15 protein-coding genes are annotated in these 16,161 nt (G+C 35.9%); 3 read left to right on the top strand and 12 right to left on the bottom strand.

The annotated features are described in order from the left end of the window. Positions 1-75 precede the first annotated feature (75 nt). Positions 76-1,038 carry an endonuclease gene (locus KORDIASMS9_RS07285; protein WP_114902213.1) on the bottom strand — a complete coding sequence of 321 codons (963 nt, stop codon included), beginning with the start codon at positions 1,036-1,038 and terminating at the stop codon, positions 76-78. 83 nt (positions 1,039-1,121) lie between these two features. Between KORDIASMS9_RS07285 and hflX the strand changes: the two genes are divergently transcribed. Both hflX and KORDIASMS9_RS07275 read left to right on the top strand, forming a co-directional pair. Continuing rightward, the gene (gene hflX, locus KORDIASMS9_RS07280) at positions 1,122-2,333 is read left to right on the top strand and encodes a GTPase HflX (RefSeq protein ID WP_114902212.1); all 1,212 of its coding nucleotides are present in this window, start codon (positions 1,122-1,124) and stop codon (positions 2,331-2,333) included. A gap of 338 nt (positions 2,334-2,671) precedes the next feature. Continuing rightward, complete coding sequence (locus tag KORDIASMS9_RS07275) at positions 2,672-2,857, top strand: hypothetical protein (protein WP_114902211.1); 186 nt, start codon at positions 2,672-2,674, stop codon at positions 2,855-2,857. 57 nt (positions 2,858-2,914) lie between these two features. Here KORDIASMS9_RS07275 and KORDIASMS9_RS07270 read toward each other — a convergent pair whose 3' ends face one another. From KORDIASMS9_RS07270 to KORDIASMS9_RS07220, 11 genes are all read right to left on the bottom strand, one after another. Next, a complete protein-coding gene (locus tag KORDIASMS9_RS07270; RefSeq protein WP_114902210.1) occupies positions 2,915-4,204 on the bottom strand; it encodes a hypothetical protein in 1,290 nt (429 codons plus the stop codon). 34 nt (positions 4,205-4,238) lie between these two features. Continuing rightward, complete coding sequence (locus KORDIASMS9_RS07265; protein ID WP_114902209.1) at positions 4,239-4,955, bottom strand: response regulator transcription factor; 717 nt, start codon at positions 4,953-4,955, stop codon at positions 4,239-4,241. Beyond that, complete coding sequence (locus KORDIASMS9_RS07260; protein ID WP_114902208.1) at positions 4,955-6,349, bottom strand: sensor histidine kinase KdpD; 1,395 nt, start codon at positions 6,347-6,349, stop codon at positions 4,955-4,957. The genes KORDIASMS9_RS07265 and KORDIASMS9_RS07260 overlap by 1 nt, the downstream gene beginning before the upstream one ends. 441 nt (positions 6,350-6,790) lie before the next feature. Continuing rightward, positions 6,791-7,726, bottom strand: a complete 936-nt coding sequence (locus KORDIASMS9_RS07255; protein WP_114902207.1) for a DUF3078 domain-containing protein — start codon at positions 7,724-7,726, stop codon at positions 6,791-6,793. Positions 7,727-7,874: 148 nt separating this feature from the next. Then, the gene (locus KORDIASMS9_RS07250) at positions 7,875-8,798 is read right to left on the bottom strand and encodes a DUF3078 domain-containing protein (RefSeq protein WP_114902206.1); all 924 of its coding nucleotides are present in this window, start codon (positions 8,796-8,798) and stop codon (positions 7,875-7,877) included. A gap of 189 nt (positions 8,799-8,987) precedes the next feature. Further along, positions 8,988-9,503 carry a DUF2480 family protein gene (locus KORDIASMS9_RS07245; RefSeq protein WP_114902205.1) on the bottom strand — a complete coding sequence of 172 codons (516 nt, stop codon included), beginning with the start codon at positions 9,501-9,503 and terminating at the stop codon, positions 8,988-8,990. A 2-nt stretch (positions 9,504-9,505) separates the two neighbouring features. Beyond that, positions 9,506-9,832: an iron-sulfur cluster assembly protein gene (locus tag KORDIASMS9_RS07240; protein ID WP_114902204.1), complete on the bottom strand. Its 327-nt coding sequence runs from the start codon at positions 9,830-9,832 to the stop codon at positions 9,506-9,508. Position 9,833: 1 nt separating this feature from the next. Beyond that, positions 9,834-10,256, bottom strand: a complete 423-nt coding sequence (locus KORDIASMS9_RS07235; protein WP_114902203.1) for a SufE family protein — start codon at positions 10,254-10,256, stop codon at positions 9,834-9,836. Between the two features lie 50 nt (positions 10,257-10,306). Then, complete coding sequence (locus KORDIASMS9_RS07230) at positions 10,307-10,765, bottom strand: hypothetical protein (RefSeq protein WP_114902202.1); 459 nt, start codon at positions 10,763-10,765, stop codon at positions 10,307-10,309. Positions 10,766-10,858: 93 nt separating this feature from the next. Continuing rightward, positions 10,859-11,902 (bottom strand): M43 family zinc metalloprotease, encoded by a 1,044-nt coding sequence (locus KORDIASMS9_RS07225; RefSeq protein WP_114902201.1) that lies wholly within the window; start codon positions 11,900-11,902, stop codon positions 10,859-10,861. A gap of 266 nt (positions 11,903-12,168) precedes the next feature. After that, complete coding sequence (locus tag KORDIASMS9_RS07220; protein ID WP_114905174.1) at positions 12,169-13,380, bottom strand: aminotransferase class V-fold PLP-dependent enzyme; 1,212 nt, start codon at positions 13,378-13,380, stop codon at positions 12,169-12,171. Positions 13,381-13,662: 282 nt separating this feature from the next. On the opposite strand from KORDIASMS9_RS07220, the gene KORDIASMS9_RS07215 reads away from it, so the two are divergent. Then, on the top strand, positions 13,663-16,149 hold the full coding sequence (locus KORDIASMS9_RS07215; protein WP_114902200.1) for an O-antigen ligase: 2,487 nt from the start codon (positions 13,663-13,665) through the stop codon (positions 16,147-16,149). The last annotated feature ends 12 nt before the right edge of the window (positions 16,150-16,161 follow it).

Here is a 16,161-nt window from a genome sequence, read left to right as displayed (position 1 = left end):
AGTTAGTAGCCCTAAAAATAGTAAAAAAATATAAACTTAACTTTACTTTAACACTTTAGTTGAAAAAATAGCCGTTTAGTTATTGAATTTCAATTGTATGTACACTGGGAAGTGATCGCTGTATCCGCCTAAATATTTTCTGCCAGCGTAAGTTCTGAAAGGATTGCCTTTGTATTTGCCTTTCCACTGTGCTAAAAAGTGTTCGTCGAAAATATCTGCGGAAGCAAAACTATGTGTGCTTTTTTTGTAATCGAAGAAATTTGTAGTGAAGATAATTTGATCAAATAGATTCCATTCTCCTTTGTAGTTTAAACTACCTTTATATAAGGTCAACAATTTTTCCATCGGATTGTATAAATCGGTATCCATTAAATACTTATGCACACTGTCACTTGTGGGATCGTCATTAAAATCGCCCATAATAATAATGTGCGGATCTTGTTCTTCGGCTTGAATGTAATTTATTTTTTCACGAACGGTTTCTGCGGCTTTGATGCGTTTGTGCGCCGTTTCATCAACTCCGTCTCTGCGAGAAGACCAATGGTTGACAAAGATGTGAATGCATTCGTTATTGAGCAATCCTTTTACATATAATGTATCACGTGTAAAATCGCGCTTGCCTTCTTCATCATATAATAGTACAGGAATGGATTCTGATGTAATTACTTCAAAATATTCTGTTTGGTACAATAAACCAACATCTATACCTCGCTCATCTGGTGAGTTGTAATGCACAAAATCATACTCATATTCTTGAAGCTTCTTGGATTCCACCAAATCTCGAAGCACTTTTTTATTTTCTACCTCAGCAACACCTAAGAGTACAGGTGCATTTTGAGCTTCTTCAGGTCCTAAACTTGAAATGGCACTTCCGAGTTTGTAAATTTTCTTTTCATAACGTTCGGGTGTCCAATTACGATCCGAATTTGGCAAAAAATCATTATCCAACACATACTGATCGTCCAAAGTATCAAATAAGTTTTCAAGATTATAAAATGCTACTGTATGATATTTCCGAATCGTATTTTTTTTCTCCATTAAAACCTATTATGTTAGTTTATAAGCATAAAAGTACTAAAATCAACAAAGGAAATGTGTAACTTTGTCTTTTAATTTTATCTATGCTAGAGAAGAAAACCATTGCGTACGAGCGCGCCGTCCTTATTGGAGTAATTACGAAAGATCAAGATGAAGCCAAATCAAAAGAGTATTTGGACGAGCTTGAGTTTTTAACGTACACAGCTGGCGGTGAAGTCGTAAAACGTTTTACACAGAAGATTGATATTCCGAATCCGAAAACATTTATCGGAACGGGAAAAATGGAAGACGTAGAACAATTTGTAAAGTCAAATGATATTGGCTCCGTTATTTTTGATGATGAATTGTCTCCTTCACAACAAAAAAATATTGAACGCTTATTGAAATGTAAGATTATTGACCGAACGGGATTGATCTTAGATATTTTTGCGCAACGTGCTAAAACAAGTTATGCACGCACACAAGTAGAATTGGCACAGTACCAATATTTATTACCACGATTGACAGGTTTATGGACACACTTGGAACGTCAACGAGGAGGAATTGGAATGCGTGGTCCTGGAGAAACGGAGATTGAAACCGATAGACGTATTGTGCGTGACAAGATTGCTTTATTGCGCAAAAAAATGGTTACGATTGATAAGCAAATGGCGGTTCAACGTGGCAATAGAGGCGCATTAGTTAGAGTCGCTCTAGTTGGATATACCAATGTTGGAAAATCTACCTTAATGAATGTCATTAGTAAGAGTGACGTATTTGCCGAAAATAAATTGTTTGCAACGCTTGATACAACGGTGCGCAAAGTAGTCATTGGAAATTTACCTTTTTTATTGAGTGACACGGTTGGATTTATCCGAAAGTTACCCACACAATTAGTCGATTCTTTCAAAAGTACCTTAGACGAAGTGCGCGAAGCCGATTTGTTATTGCATGTCGTAGATATTTCACATCCAAATTTTGAAGATCATATTGCTTCTGTGAATCAGATTTTAAGTGAGATAAAAAGTGCTGATAAACCTACTATTATGGTTTTTAACAAGATTGATGCCTACACGCATGAAACTATTGAGAGTGATGATTTGATTACCGAAAAAACCAAAGCACATTACACATTAGATGATTGGAAAAAAACATGGATGAACTCTTCTGCAGAAGAAGTCTTGTTCATCTCCGCCATCAACAAAGAAAACTTAGATGAGTTTAAACGAAAAGTATACAATGTAGTTCGTGAAATTCATGTAACGCGTTTTCCATATAATAATTTCTTGTATCCAGATTACGAGGAATTGACATAACTTTGACTTCAAACGAAAGGAAATGCTTGTGAGTATTTCCTTTTTTTTATGCTGCATTACAATTTTTCTTTTTAGAGCAATACAATACACAGAATGAGTAATACCAATTCTACTATAAGGTGCAACAAATAAGCTCGTTCATTCAGCATTCTTATTTCCTTGCGACTATTTTCCGTAGCTACGGCTATGCAAATCATTCGCAGTGTGCTATACTGCCAAAGCAACTTCGCTTCTCATAGAAAAATTGGTGTAATTTCTTCTTATTGGGTAACAATTTTAAAAAAGCGCAACTTCTTTTTGATTGAACACAAGTATAAACCTTTATTAAAGTTTACATTATGAAAAAAAATTTGAAAAAATTGGCGTTAAACAAAAAATCAGTATCTGATTTAACTGTTAAAAAAATTGGAGGAGCAGCTCCGGGAAAATCTGACGATATTTTAAGTTGTACAAATCCAACAAAATTAACTTGGTGTTACGTTTGTCCACCAAAAGATCCTATTAATGCACCAACTGACAGATAGTATTTTTGATACTATGTACTGAATGTAAAGAGTCTATTTGTATAGGCTCTTTTTTTATTAACGCTTTTCTTCAATCCAAGTCCCCACAATTCCTTTGCTTCCCAAGCTATAGCCCAAACGATAACTTCCTGCTTTTTTCATTTCAATATATTTTCCAGGCGCAGGAATAATGCCGTTGTCACGAAGAATGGCATTGTAGGCAGCTACTTTTTCTTTCCCTAAAACAGTTCCGTTTTTTGTGATGCTATTTCCATCAATCAAAAGCTTTATGGCTTCATCAGTAGAAGCAATATGTCCTTTTTTGTGTAAATCGTTAAATACTTTTTTAATCCGTGCATTTAGACCAATGACCACAATATGATCTGCTTGTTTGTAAAATGAAAAATCAGCATTTGACTGAATTCCTGCGTTGCGAAGCATACTGTTGTACTTTTCATACTGCGTTGCTGTAAGTTCTGCACCGTTGCTATACATGCGATCTTTCTCTGTGGTAAACGTTACTTCAGCGGTAGATTTGATTAAATTATCTTCTAGTAAAGACGCCAAGAGATTTTCTTGAACTTCTGGCCAAATCCAATTCAGATTTGCGCCAGAAGTTGCCGTGTATTTTGTTTTCGGATCGTCCAACAAACGTTTGATGTAAGAACTCACGCCACCTTTGTGACGTGCTTGTTCTTCCAATCGTTTTGCTTCGCGCTCTACGCGTTTGGCTTCACGTTCTACACGTTTCGCAGCGCGTTTTATCTGTTCTTGCTCGCGTTGCATGCGTTCTTTTTCGCGTTGTGCCATTCTTTTTGTACGTTCTGCTTCACGCAATGCTTGTCGTTCCAATCGCTCTGCTTCACGTTGCATACGATCTGCTTCTACGCGCATACGATCTGCTTTACGTTGCATGCGTTCACGCTCAACTTTTACAGTACTTCCAGAAATAATAAGCTTAGCATCTTTTCCCAAAGCACTGATTTTCGCTGCCAAATCTGGCGAAGCCACATTTAAGTCAACCGTCATGCGTAAGTTTTTCTCTGTCAGCTTCACATAATATACCTTTTCGTCATTGCTCCATTTGGAATATCCTTTTCCAATGTCCATATTTTTTCCGCCAAGTGTGTTTTCAATGAGCGTTTTCAATTTTGCATATCTGTTTTTTGGAAAACGCGCTCGGAATTTATAATCGTCATCTGTTTGACTAACGGACACAGAAGTACTTCCATTTTTGCCACTACTTTTCATAGAACTACTGTAGTTTGAAGATGAATTTGGCGGCGTTGGTGGTGTTGGTGGTTCTTCTTGTGCAAATCCTATGTGAAATGCCAGCATTAAGATTGTTGTTATGAGTAAATTTTTCATTTGTTCTATTTTTAAATTTTGATGAATGTTTAATTTAATCTGTGACGATTTTAAAAGTCAATCCGACACCACGCGTACTTTCAATAGCGATGGCTGCATCTTTTTTAAAGTATTTCCGAAGTCGGCTGATGAATACATCCATGCTTCTTCCAGAAAAGAAATCGTCATTTCCCCACACATGTTCAAGAACGTCTTCTCGTTTGATGAGTTGGTTTTTGTGATCGTAGAAATACTGAATGAGTTGCGCTTCTTTTTCAGTAATTCGTTGGGTTTCTCCATTGAATTTCAATTGATAATTTACGCTGTCAAATACATACTTTCCAATTGCGTATTGCTGTTCGTTTTTTGATGAAATTCGCTGTTTTTGCGTTCGTTTCAGTATGTTTTGCAAGCGTAATACCAAAATATCAGCTTCAAATGGTTTGACGATATAATCGTCGGCTCCGAGTTTTAATCCTCGTATTTTATCTTCTTTCATCTTCTTGGCTGTCAAAAAGATAAAGGGAATTTCTGGGTTGTGTTGAATCACTTTTTCTGCTAATGAAAAACCGTCCAATTTTGGCATCATCACATCAAATACGCAAATATCAAAGGCATTTTCTTCTTGATGTTTATCTGAAGTAAAAAGCGTCAATGCTTCTTCTCCATCGGTTGCCCAAGTCACATTAAAATTGTGAATCATTAAGTATTGTTTTAAAATACTTCCAAAATCATAATCGTCTTCTGCGAGTAAAATGTTGGTTTTTTGCATTAGTTAATTGGTATTAAGATGGTAAAAGTGGTTCCTGTTGACAATTCGCTCTTTACAGTAATAGTGCCGTCGTGTGCATTTACGATTTGACTTGTGTAATACAATCCAAGTCCCAAACCTTTGACATTGTGTACATTTCCGTGACTTACGCGGTAAAATTTGTCAAATATTTGTGCTTGATCTTCTGTTGCAATTCCCACGCCATTATCCGTAATTTGAATGCAATATTCGTTGCCTTTTAGCAAGGTTTCAATGATAATTTCTGTATGAGGATTTCCATATTTCACCGCGTTTTCTAAAATATTGAAAAGTGCCGTGGTAAAGTGAAATGTGTCTATTCGCAATAATACTTCTTCTCTGCATACATTGTTTATAATCGTTAAATTACGTTGTTGTGTAGACAGTTGAAAATCTGCAATTAAATCTTCAAAATACGCGTTGTCTATCACGGAATCTTTCGATAATACAATGTCGTTGGCACTGAGACTGTTCGTTAATACTTGATCGATGAGTTTTTGCAAGCGCGTATTTTGTCTGTCTACAATATTTAAGGTGTGATCGAACGCTTCCGCAGAATTGCGAATTTCCTTGTTTTTTAAGCTTTTGGAAGCGACACCTAAGGTTGCCAACGGCGTTTTTAATTCGTGTGTAATATTGTTGATGAAATCGGTTTTTACTTCTGTAATTTTTTTCTGTTTGATTAAATTTTTAATCGAATAATAGAGCAATCCCACCACAAACAACATTAGCAACACTGAAAATACAAGCAAGATTCCCATACGGCGGAATACGATACTTTGCCAATCGACAATTAAAATGACATCGCGCATTTTTAATTCTAAATCGAGTGATTTTGTAAACACGCTATCGTTTTCTTGCGCTACATACGCAAACTCCGTATACGTTCGTGAACTTTTGATGACACTCGAATTTTCATTGTTAAAATCATCCCCTAAAATCGTCACATGTTTTTTCGTTGCATACGGAAAAATACTGTCTGTTTCTTGTCCATCAAATAATATAATGCTTGAAAGTTGTCGCTGATAGCGAATTTCGTAGCCTAAATTAATGGTTTCCAATTCTTTCCGGTAACGTTCCATGTAGAAAGTGTTCACACTATCACCGCTTGTTTGAAGCTTACGAGTTACCTCAGCTTTGCTGATACGCCCATTTTTGTAATCGCTCAAGTGAATTTGCAACTCTTCTCCTAAAATATCAACCAATGAATCCAATTCAGGATGGTTGTCAATATCTGAAATTGCATCGTCTGTTTCTTTGATAAATGCACGCTTTTTGAGCTGATACGCGTTTTCTACCAAATAGGCTTGAATGCCAGAAAGCGCCAGTAACGTAGCAATAGACGCGATGATTAATATGGTGATTTTGTTTTTCATGTATTATTGGTTCGTTGGCAGTTTCAACAATTCAAAAGTAGCAATTCGAAGATGAGTAGCCATACAAAACACATTCGTTAACCGATTGTTAACCTAAAAAACGCTGGAAATACTTGTGTTTACTCGATTTTTGGATTTGTGTTAATGGAAGTTGTTTTTGTGTGAAGAAGTCCGTTAACGTAGTGATTTACGATTTTTGATTGTAGATTTTTTATCTTTTTACGGAAACTCCTTTGATGCGTCATTGCGAACGTAGTGAAGCAATCTGATAAAATCATACGCAAATTTGTATTTGAGATGAACAGATTGCCACGAATTTTTTGTAAAATTCTCGCAAAGACGCATCAAAAAAATCGTCATTCCCACACGTCACCTCGGATGATTTTTCGAAATAAAATGAAGAAAAGTAATATTGAGAAGCACTATGAAAAAGATTTATTGTTAAAACCCATAATTCAATCCAATCCCTAATACTTCACGCGTTTGGAAGCCTCGGAACGCATTGTCATCGTAAATAGTTTGAAAGTTAATGTTTGCAGAAAGATATTTGTTAATCGTCATGATGACATTTACCGTAAAATCAAGATCTATATTTTCAGGTTTTTCTAAATAGTTGGAATACACGTTGAGAATGTTTTCCAAAACAATATTTTCAAACAACGTAAATTTATAATAGCCAGAAGCATACATTCCCAATTCGTACCGAAGACTGTTCCCTTCTGCAACGCCAAAATATGCGGAGTTTGGCAAGGTAAAATTAGGATCTACAATCGTCATTTTGGAAGTTGCAGGCGCAAGATTGAAGTTAGCGTTATCACCTTTTTTCCATAACAATCCAGGTCCAAACGAAATGTATGCTGGCGACAAAATATTGGTATTTTGTGTGCGAATTTCTTTTCCGTTTTCGTCTGTTTCAAATCGAAATCCTTTGGTCATTTGTGTTCTGAAGTTCAAAAATGCCGAGTAAAACCAATTGTTTTTTCCTTTTTTACCAATGACAGAATTCAACTCAAAACGATCGTCTGTTTTTTTAGCAAATTCACTGTTTCGCGTTTGTATCAAACCGTATGCTGCTACAATTCTTGTGTCCCAATCCCACTTTTCTTGATGGTAATTCAAATCATACGTAATACCCAAAGTTCCCGAAATGGTATTTTCACCTCCAGCTGCCCAATTAGAAAATACGGTCTGATTGAAAAGAAACGAAATATTCCCGCGAGATCGCCAACCTTTCGGAATCGTATCTTTTGGTGTGTATGATTCCTGAATTCTAGCAGAACCTATGATAGTAGCTTTTACTACTTTCGATGTTTGTAATTCCTGTGCAGTAACCAATGTGCTTATGAACAATAGGCAGAGCGTTAGTGCAGTTTTCATAGTGAGTACTTCGTTTTAAAAAATAAAGCGCCAAAAATAAAAGGTCTGCGACTTTAAGGCAAATTCTGAATGCAAAATATTTTAAAATCTAGTTTAAAAAAAAAGCGCTTCCAATGGAAACGCTTTGTATATGAGCTTGGTATGTTATTTATAGTTTGTAACTCAAACCAATAGTCCAGTATGATTGTAATTTGTTATCTACATTGTCAAACGTAGTTCCTGCATTTCCTTGTGCAAGATTGAAGTTTACCGCTTCTTGCTTGTTTTGCCTTAATCCGAAATCAAAACCAACACCAATCATTTTCCACAACGTGTAGCTGAATGAGTTTGTCCATGTCCAGTTTGATAAGTCGCTGCTTTCATAACTTTGGAACATTGATAAGTTGGTTTTAAAGTTGATGGCTCCGATACTTCTTGTATAATCTGCTACAATTTTAGCACCTAACGAAGATTCGAATACAGTATCATTATCACTAAATACAAAGTTGTAGTTTAATGGATGAATTACTACGATTAAGTTTGAAATTGGCGTCCAAGTTCCACCAACACCAACATCTAAGTATCCAGGATCGTTGAAGTTGCTTAGTAACGTGGTTCTGTATTCCATCAATCCAGAAATTGCAAATTTATCGCTCAATTTGCGTCCGTATAAGGAACTCACGTTGAATACGTCTGTTGCTTCTCTGAATTTGTCGCTATCCGTTGGATCGTCTTTGTCGTCTAACTTTACCCACGCTAAGTTTACATTTAAACTATTGTTCCAAAAGAATTTTTCTTGATTTAAGTTTGAATACGCGTTTACGGTAAATCCGATGTTTCCTGAAGCGTTGTTTGGCACACCTTGCGCATACCAATTGTTGAATTCTGAAAGACTTCCACCAATAGTTCCAAAAGCACCTACTTTCCAACCTGGAAGTGCATCAATTTGTGCTTGAATTGCATTAGCTTCTGCTTGCAAAGCATCGGCGGCTGCTTGTTTTTCCTTTTTTTGTGCTTTCAATTCTTCCGCAGTTTGCGCATTCATTGAACTTAATCCTACACATAGTGCAATAGCAAATACGATTTTTTTCATTTGTTTATTTTTATTTGTTTATGAGTGATGTAAAATGATTTTTTGTAAACATTAGTTATCATAGCTAATGTAAGAATTTATTTCACAACCTTTTTATTTTTGCGAGGGCAAATATAAAATTTGAACATTAGTTTACAAAACTAAAATAATTTATTTAAACAAATGATAATCAGTAAATTAAATGAAGTTTTAAGATTTTTTCTGCTTCTTGTACAAAGGAACCGACGAACAAGCTTCGCCATACATAATGCTTTTTGCCACACCGTGTAATTTGGCAACCATCATCGCGTAGGCGTTGTCTGGTATAGGTTTGTTGGCACAACCTTTTATAATTACAGGTGCATCTTGATATGCCGAAACGTCTAAATTTCGGATGATATCTTGGTAAATGGACGTTTCTAGATTTTCTAACGAACCAATAATAACTTTTTCGACAAAAGGCGTTAAATATACGCTCACCAACATGTATGCCCATGCAGGAATAATAGCGTCTGTACTACAATGCAACGCTATATAGTTTCCTTGATATTGTGACCAATCGTGTTCGGCAACATGATTTCGGAATTCTTTTTCGCGAAGAATCAATCCTTCCATCAACCAGCCAGAAATGTCAAATTGCACACGCGCACCATTTGGATAATAATCTTCCAAGTTGAAAGTAACCAATTTGCTCTGCGCTACTCTATTGATGATTTCGTCTGCCATAGTTATAGTAAACCTAATTCTAGTTTTGCTTCTTCACTAATTAAATCTTTGTCCCATGGCGGTTCAAAGGTAATTTCAACGGTAGCATTGTTGATTTCTTTGAGCGATTTTACTTTTTCTTCTACTTCTAGCGGAAGCGTTTCTGCAACAGGACAATTTGGTGATGTCAACGTCATTAAAATTTTTGCATCGAAGTTTTCATTGATAAAAACATCGTAAATTAATCCTAATTCGTAAATATCTACTGGAATTTCTGGATCGTAAATTGTTTTTAAAACGCGTACTATTTTTTCGCCTAAAGCGTCTGTATCTATCGTTGTTTCTGACATGTTAATTGAGTTGTGTTTGATACGCGATTGCGTATAACTTTAGTTGTTTGATCATACTCACCAATCCGTTGGCACGTGTTGGTGACAAATGTTCTTTTAAGCCAATTTCATCAATAAAATTGGTATTGGCATCAATAATAGCTGCTGGATGTTGATTGGAAAATGCACGAATTAAAATCGCAATGATTCCTTTGGTAATAATGGCGTCACTATCTGCGGTAAATACGAGTTTCCCGTCATTCATTTCTCCATGAACCCATACTTTACTTTGACAACCTTTGATGAGGTTTTCGTCTTTTTTAAGATTTTCATCAATCAAAGGCAATGATTTTCCGAGGTCAATCATGTATTCATACCGTTGCATCCAATCGTCAAACATGCTGAATTCGTCTACAATTTCGTCTTGTATTTCTTGTATCGTCATTTCTTCTTCCTTTACACAATGGTTTATTAGACGCAAAAATACAACAACTATTACGGTTTGTCAACTGCATTTGCCATTGCTTCAATTTTTGTCATGAGTGCGGCAAGTGCTTTGGGCGGATTTCCATGTCCAAACTCTACATTGGTAACTACATTTTCTTTGTAACTAATTTGCAATATTGCAGGAATAACGGCATCTCGTCCAACATCGTCTGCATTCATATAATTTTTTTTGAGTTTTTCAGCATCTATCTTATCAAGAAGTGTTACAATTTCGTTCCAATCTTCCTCAGAAACTTCTTGTTGTACAGAAACTTTGCCACCACGAATTTTGGTCAGAGAAAATAGTTCTTTGGTCAAATTTATTTTTTGATAAAATCCTCGCGTAGACGCTTCATACTGGATAGAAATTTTGTCTTGGGCATTTTTTAGAGTTTCCTCATCGGGATTTTTATCATTACAACCTTTAGCAAATAGTGTGATGGAGAATAGAACTAGTAGATATTTCATGATGAATGGGTTTAAAATTCGGTTCGTATAATAATACAAAAAAAGACGCCAATAATGACGTCTTTCTTAAATTTAAATTTAGCACTATATAGGTTAGTTTACTAAGCTAGCTCTTGCGCCACCTGAAACTAATACACCACGCATTCTTGCTTTTTGACCTTCACTAAACATGTTCATACACGCATCGTTAGTATAATCCATGTAGTTCATAGTCATGTCTGTTGAACGACAGTGTGTTGTTGGGAATGAAGGACATCCGTAGTTTGGTCTGTCAGAAGTTGGTGTGTCAGAAACAAAATCATCTCTGTTACATCTTCCGTCTCCCCAAATGTGACGTAGATTTAAGTAGTGACCTACTTCGTGAGTTGTCGTTCTACCTTCGTCAAATGGAGATGCTACAAAACCTGTAGTTCCAAAAAATTGTGGTCCTACTACAATACCATCAGTTGCTGAACTTCCACCTGGGAATTGCGCGTATCCTAAGATTCCACCTCCAATGTTACACACCCAAATATTCATGTGAGTTGATGGTGTTACTGGTGGATATGTAGCTTTTACTAAGTCATTTGTTCCCCAAGAAGTTCTTGAGTTTGAGTATCTGAATGTTCCTGCTAAGCTAAACTGAATTTCAGTATCTGCCGCTACGGGAGCAAATAAAGATGGCGTTTGGTTTGCATCATTATTTGTTCTTCTAAAGTCATCATTCAATACCGCCATTTGCGAATTGATCTGCGCATCGCTAATATTTTCATTGCTGTTGCTATATACAACATGTACATACACAGGAATTGTTACCACACCTAAGTTATCTGTTGGTGGTTCTGGATCTCCGCCGCCGCCGCCGTTGTTACCGCCGCCGTTACCATTTCCTGGTCTTTGAGCTATTGAGTTTTGTCGAAACTTTTTCTCAATGTCATACATTTTTTCAAATAACTCAGGATTTTTGTCAAGCTGTGCATTTAATTTTTGCATTGAATAACAGCCTCCAGCTGCTTTTTCAGTGTTCTCAGTATATAAGTAGAAGTCACTCATATCTGCTTTTTGCTGCTCTAAGTCATTTGTGTTTACAGCCTGGTCATCGCTACAAGACACCATGATTGCGCCAAGCGCGAACATGCTTACTAGAAGTTTTTTCATAATTAAATTATTTGTGTATTAGGGTTAATAAAAATCTGTCAAAACTAGTTTTTTTTAAGAATATTTTAAGGTTTTTGCTAATTTTTTAGATAAATAGCATTTTTACAGAACAATTGTTACAAATATAACATTTTGTCATTTTTAGATTACAAGTGAAAATTACTGACGTTATCGACGAAATACAGGGTTGATTTTCAGTTTACTACAAAAAAGAAGAATCGACCAATAGGTCGATTCTGTCGATAAGCGGTATTTTATATTCGTTTTTACGAAAGCATCATTTTAGCTTTCTGTACAGCTTCAATAAAAACGTCAATTTCTTCTTTGGTATTATAGAACGAAAATGAAGCTCTTACCGTTCCTGGAATTTTATAGAAATCCATTATTGGTTGTGCGCAGTGATGTCCTGTCCGCACTGCGATTCCGAGTTTGTCTACAATGGTACCAATGTCGTACGGATGAATGTTTTCTATATTAAAAGAAATCACCGCCGTTTTTGCACCTGTTCCATAAATAGTAACATCGCCAATGGCCAGTAATTTTTCAGTGGCATATTCCAATAATTCGTTTTCATACGCCGCAATGGCTTCAAAACCGATGTCATTCATATAGTCTAACGCAGCGCCAAAAGCAATAACGCCACAAATATTGGGTGTTCCTGCTTCAAATTTGTGTGGCAAACCTGCATACGTTGTTTTTTCAAACGTTACTTGGTCAATCATTTCGCCGCCGCCTCTGTATGGTGGCAATTTGTGCAACCAATCTTCTTTTCCGTATAACACACCAACGCCCGTTGGACCGCATATTTTGTGTGCAGAAGCTACGTAGAAATCTACATTTAGTGCTTGCACATCTGCTTTGATATGTGGAGCTGCTTGCGCGCCATCAATTAAAACGGCTGCACCAACTTCGTGTGCTTTTTCTATGATAAATGCTATCGGATTGATCACTCCCAATGCATTTGACACATGATTACAAAACACCAATTTTGTGTTTTTATTGAGTAAAGACGTGTATGCTTCCATGTCTAACTGTCCACTTTCAAACATCGGAATTACTTTTAAAACAGCGCCCGTACGCTCACACAACATTTGCCAAGGCACAATATTAGAATGGTGTTCTAATGCTGAAACAATAATTTCATCTCCTTTTTCCAAGAAAGACGAAAAACCGTTTGCTACTAAGTTAATACTATCGGTAGTTCCTGAGGTTAAGATTATTTCATACGGTTTTGCCGCGTTGAAATGTTGCTGTATTTTGATACGTGCTTCTTCATACGCATCGGTCGCTTCTTGACTCAAGGTATGTACGCCACGATGAATATTCGCGTTGTAGCGAGAATAATAATCCACAATACAATCAATGACTTGCTGTGGCGTTTGTGAAGTTGCAGCGTTGTCAAAATATACTAATGGTTTTCCATTGACTTCACGATGAAGCACAGGAAAATCTTTGCGTATTTTTTCAATATCTAACATAATTTCTTTTTCCATCATACTCTCTTTTTCTTGCATTGCAAAGATACTAACTATTCGTAGAATCCTTTATCACTTTTTATAATAAATACGTTGTTATTGTAACAGCAATCAACGTTGTATTGATGCGTTTAATCGGGTTTCTTCTATTCTTTTAAAAAACATTTTATCAGATTTCAATATTTTTCTCTTTATTTGTTTTGAAAGTCATGACTAATAGTCGTTAGAATTCATTTGACTTACACGGTGAAAATTAGTATTTTTCATGACGTAAAAATCCAAGCAATGCCTAAAAACAAGCCTAAAAGCAACGCGGCTTCCGCAACAAACCAACTTCCAAATCAATTGATCATTGCACATGTTTTTCTACTCTTGTATATGATGTCGTGTTTTATTCCTTTGCTAAATGCCATGGATTATGATGCGCCACAATGGTTGTATGTGTCGTTACTCAATATTGTTGCGTTGATTTTTATTGTAAAAAACAACCATTTTTTTCAAGCATTTCAGTTACAGAAAACCGCAAAATTGTATCTCGGGTTGCTGGCAGGATTTTTTACTGTAGGTTGTTTGTCCATGATTACCGCTATTAATGCAAGTGAAAGTTTGGTACACTTGTCGCGTTTTGTAAATATTATAGTTGCCTTTTTTTGCGTGTACACTTTCGTGAGAAAAAACCCGAAGGCATTTTTTGTATTTGCCTGTAAAGTTTCTATCGTTTTGGTAGGGTTTTATGGTTGGCGCGCTGTAAATTATTTTTATGGAAATGCAGCATTGATGCGATCGTTGGAGTTTGTAAATGGACTTCGAAGTGGATTTTCCAATGTGAACATTTATACTGCTTTTATTGCGGTGCAGTTGCCATTATTGATATATGGTTTTATTCATTTTACCAAAATTTGGAAATATACTTCGCTCCTTGCAATCATTTTAGGGATGATGGCACTATTTTTAGTAGGTTCAAGATCGGCCATGGTTTCGTTGAGTTTTATGTTCCTTTGCATCCTTGGTTTTTTACTCTTCGGAATTATCAAAAAGAAAAATACAGCTTCTTTAAAAAAAGAAACCATCATTTTAGCATTGACACCGTTGTTTGTCATTTTAATGGTGGTCAATGTGAATAAAATTGAAAAAGGCACTATGAATTCTTTGGATGACATGCTCAACCCAAAGAATATTGATTTTTATAAAGGAAAGACGATTGCGGAAAATAGTGCTGTAAAAGAAGGTAAAATAGCAAACAATACCATTACCATTCAAAAGAAATCGAATCTTAGTTCTGGGCGGTTTTCACTGTGGGCTTTGGCAATTAGAAACTTTAAGAAAAGTCCAATTTTAGGTGTTGGCTACGGAAATTACAAAGCAGTTGGTAAAAGAGAGCATTATCAAAACTTCAATAATAATAAAGGTGCGTTCGCCAATCCAAGACGAGCACACAATGATTTTTTAGAAAAACTTGCTGAGACTGGAATTGTAGGTTTTTTGTTGTATGTAAGCTTATTTGTGTTTCCATTGCTCTGGTTTTTTAAGTTGATGCGCACCGAAACTTCGTATGAAATGCAATGGGTGTATTTCGCTATTTTTTTAGTAGCGGCTTCGTATACGTTTGACGCACTTTTAAACTTTCCGCTAGAGCGACCACCAATTCAGTTTTATTTTATTTTCACGGTAAGTTTGCTAATTGCTTTTACACGCTCAAAAAAAAGCGATCAACCTGCAACTTCCAACAAAAAATTACCATACGCGTTGTTTGGGATTTTGTTTTTATTCAGTGTGGTGAGTACAGCTTCTAATTATGCGATACTGAGTGCGTATCAATTGCAGCGTAATCTTCGAACCGATTTAATGGGCAAAACGTTATTTAGTGATAAGAAGCTTAAAAATAGCTTTGAAAGTGTCAAAAAACAATGGACAAACTATCCGCAATTGAGTTATGTAGGAACGGTAAATAATGTGTTTTTAGCAAATTACGCCATCAAAGCAAAGCAATATGACGAAGCGTTGAAAATTTTAAACGAATCAAAATCATACAATGTAGATGCGTTGTTGGTAAAATCATTTAAAGCAGAAATCTTTTTAAATGTAAAAGATAATTTAGATAGTGCACAATACTATTCGGAACAAGTTTTTGATATTTTCCCAGCATTTAAGACCAATTATTACATGTTGAAAAAGATTTATGCAAAACGAAAAGATACCGCAAGTTTGCTGAATGCTATGCATCGTTATTCTAAATACAATCCAAGAGATATTAACGAATGGGAAACGAAAGCCAATACGATGTATGAGTTTTACAAAGACAGTGATTTAATGTTGAAAGTGTTGGATACTGGAATTGCATACAATACGTATAGCAAAAAACTGGTAGATGCAAAAAAAGAAGTGATGGGGAAACTCAAATTTAAATCCTATTTAAGCAGCAAAGAAGTAAAAGAAAAACATCAAGAAGCGTACGACTTGTTTGTAAAACAACAATATGCACAGGCGCGCGTTATTTTTGAAAAAATTTTAGAAACCAATCCTAGAGACTTTCTCTCGGTTCAAAATATTGGTATTATCGATTTGATTAATAAAGACTACGAAGCTGCTATCAAAAACCTTTCGCGAGTCATTAAAGCACGTGCCTTTGTCGATGGAAAAGCAGAATACAGTCGCGGATATTGTTATGAGCAATTGGGACAACTCGAAAAAGCCAAAGAAGATTACCGTGCAAGCCGAAAGAAAAAATATCCACAAGCAATGAGTTTGCCACCTTCTAAATATGAAGAATAACATAGTGTATTC

This window comes from Kordia sp. SMS9, assembly GCF_003352465.1.
Taxonomy (GTDB): domain Bacteria; phylum Bacteroidota; class Bacteroidia; order Flavobacteriales; family Flavobacteriaceae; genus Kordia.
The sequence above is the reverse complement of the archived record's forward strand: the minus strand, read 5'-3'. Positions and strand labels throughout refer to the sequence as shown.

What these genes read in the sequence shown, in the direction of transcription:
- KORDIASMS9_RS07285 (WP_114902213.1), bottom strand. Translation starts at nt 1,038, where the DNA reads ATGGAGAAAAAAAATACGATTCGGAAATATCATACAGTAGCATTTTAT.
- hflX (WP_114902212.1), top strand. Translation starts at nt 1,122, where the DNA reads ATGCTAGAGAAGAAAACCATTGCGTACGAGCGCGCCGTCCTTATTGGA.
- KORDIASMS9_RS07275 (WP_114902211.1), top strand. Translation starts at nt 2,672, where the DNA reads ATGAAAAAAAATTTGAAAAAATTGGCGTTAAACAAAAAATCAGTATCT.
- KORDIASMS9_RS07270 (WP_114902210.1), bottom strand. Translation starts at nt 4,204, where the DNA reads ATGAAAAATTTACTCATAACAACAATCTTAATGCTGGCATTTCACATA.
- KORDIASMS9_RS07265 (WP_114902209.1), bottom strand. Translation starts at nt 4,955, where the DNA reads ATGCAAAAAACCAACATTTTACTCGCAGAAGACGATTATGATTTTGGA.
- KORDIASMS9_RS07260 (WP_114902208.1), bottom strand. Translation starts at nt 6,349, where the DNA reads ATGAAAAACAAAATCACCATATTAATCATCGCGTCTATTGCTACGTTA.
- KORDIASMS9_RS07255 (WP_114902207.1), bottom strand. Translation starts at nt 7,726, where the DNA reads ATGAAAACTGCACTAACGCTCTGCCTATTGTTCATAAGCACATTGGTT.
- KORDIASMS9_RS07250 (WP_114902206.1), bottom strand. Translation starts at nt 8,798, where the DNA reads ATGAAAAAAATCGTATTTGCTATTGCACTATGTGTAGGATTAAGTTCA.
- KORDIASMS9_RS07245 (WP_114902205.1), bottom strand. Translation starts at nt 9,503, where the DNA reads ATGGCAGACGAAATCATCAATAGAGTAGCGCAGAGCAAATTGGTTACT.
- KORDIASMS9_RS07240 (WP_114902204.1), bottom strand. Translation starts at nt 9,832, where the DNA reads ATGTCAGAAACAACGATAGATACAGACGCTTTAGGCGAAAAAATAGTA.
- KORDIASMS9_RS07235 (WP_114902203.1), bottom strand. Translation starts at nt 10,256, where the DNA reads ATGACGATACAAGAAATACAAGACGAAATTGTAGACGAATTCAGCATG.
- KORDIASMS9_RS07230 (WP_114902202.1), bottom strand. Translation starts at nt 10,765, where the DNA reads ATGAAATATCTACTAGTTCTATTCTCCATCACACTATTTGCTAAAGGT.
- KORDIASMS9_RS07225 (WP_114902201.1), bottom strand. Translation starts at nt 11,902, where the DNA reads ATGAAAAAACTTCTAGTAAGCATGTTCGCGCTTGGCGCAATCATGGTG.
- KORDIASMS9_RS07220 (WP_114905174.1), bottom strand. Translation starts at nt 13,380, where the DNA reads ATGTTAGATATTGAAAAAATACGCAAAGATTTTCCTGTGCTTCATCGT.
- KORDIASMS9_RS07215 (WP_114902200.1), top strand. Translation starts at nt 13,663, where the DNA reads ATGCCTAAAAACAAGCCTAAAAGCAACGCGGCTTCCGCAACAAACCAA.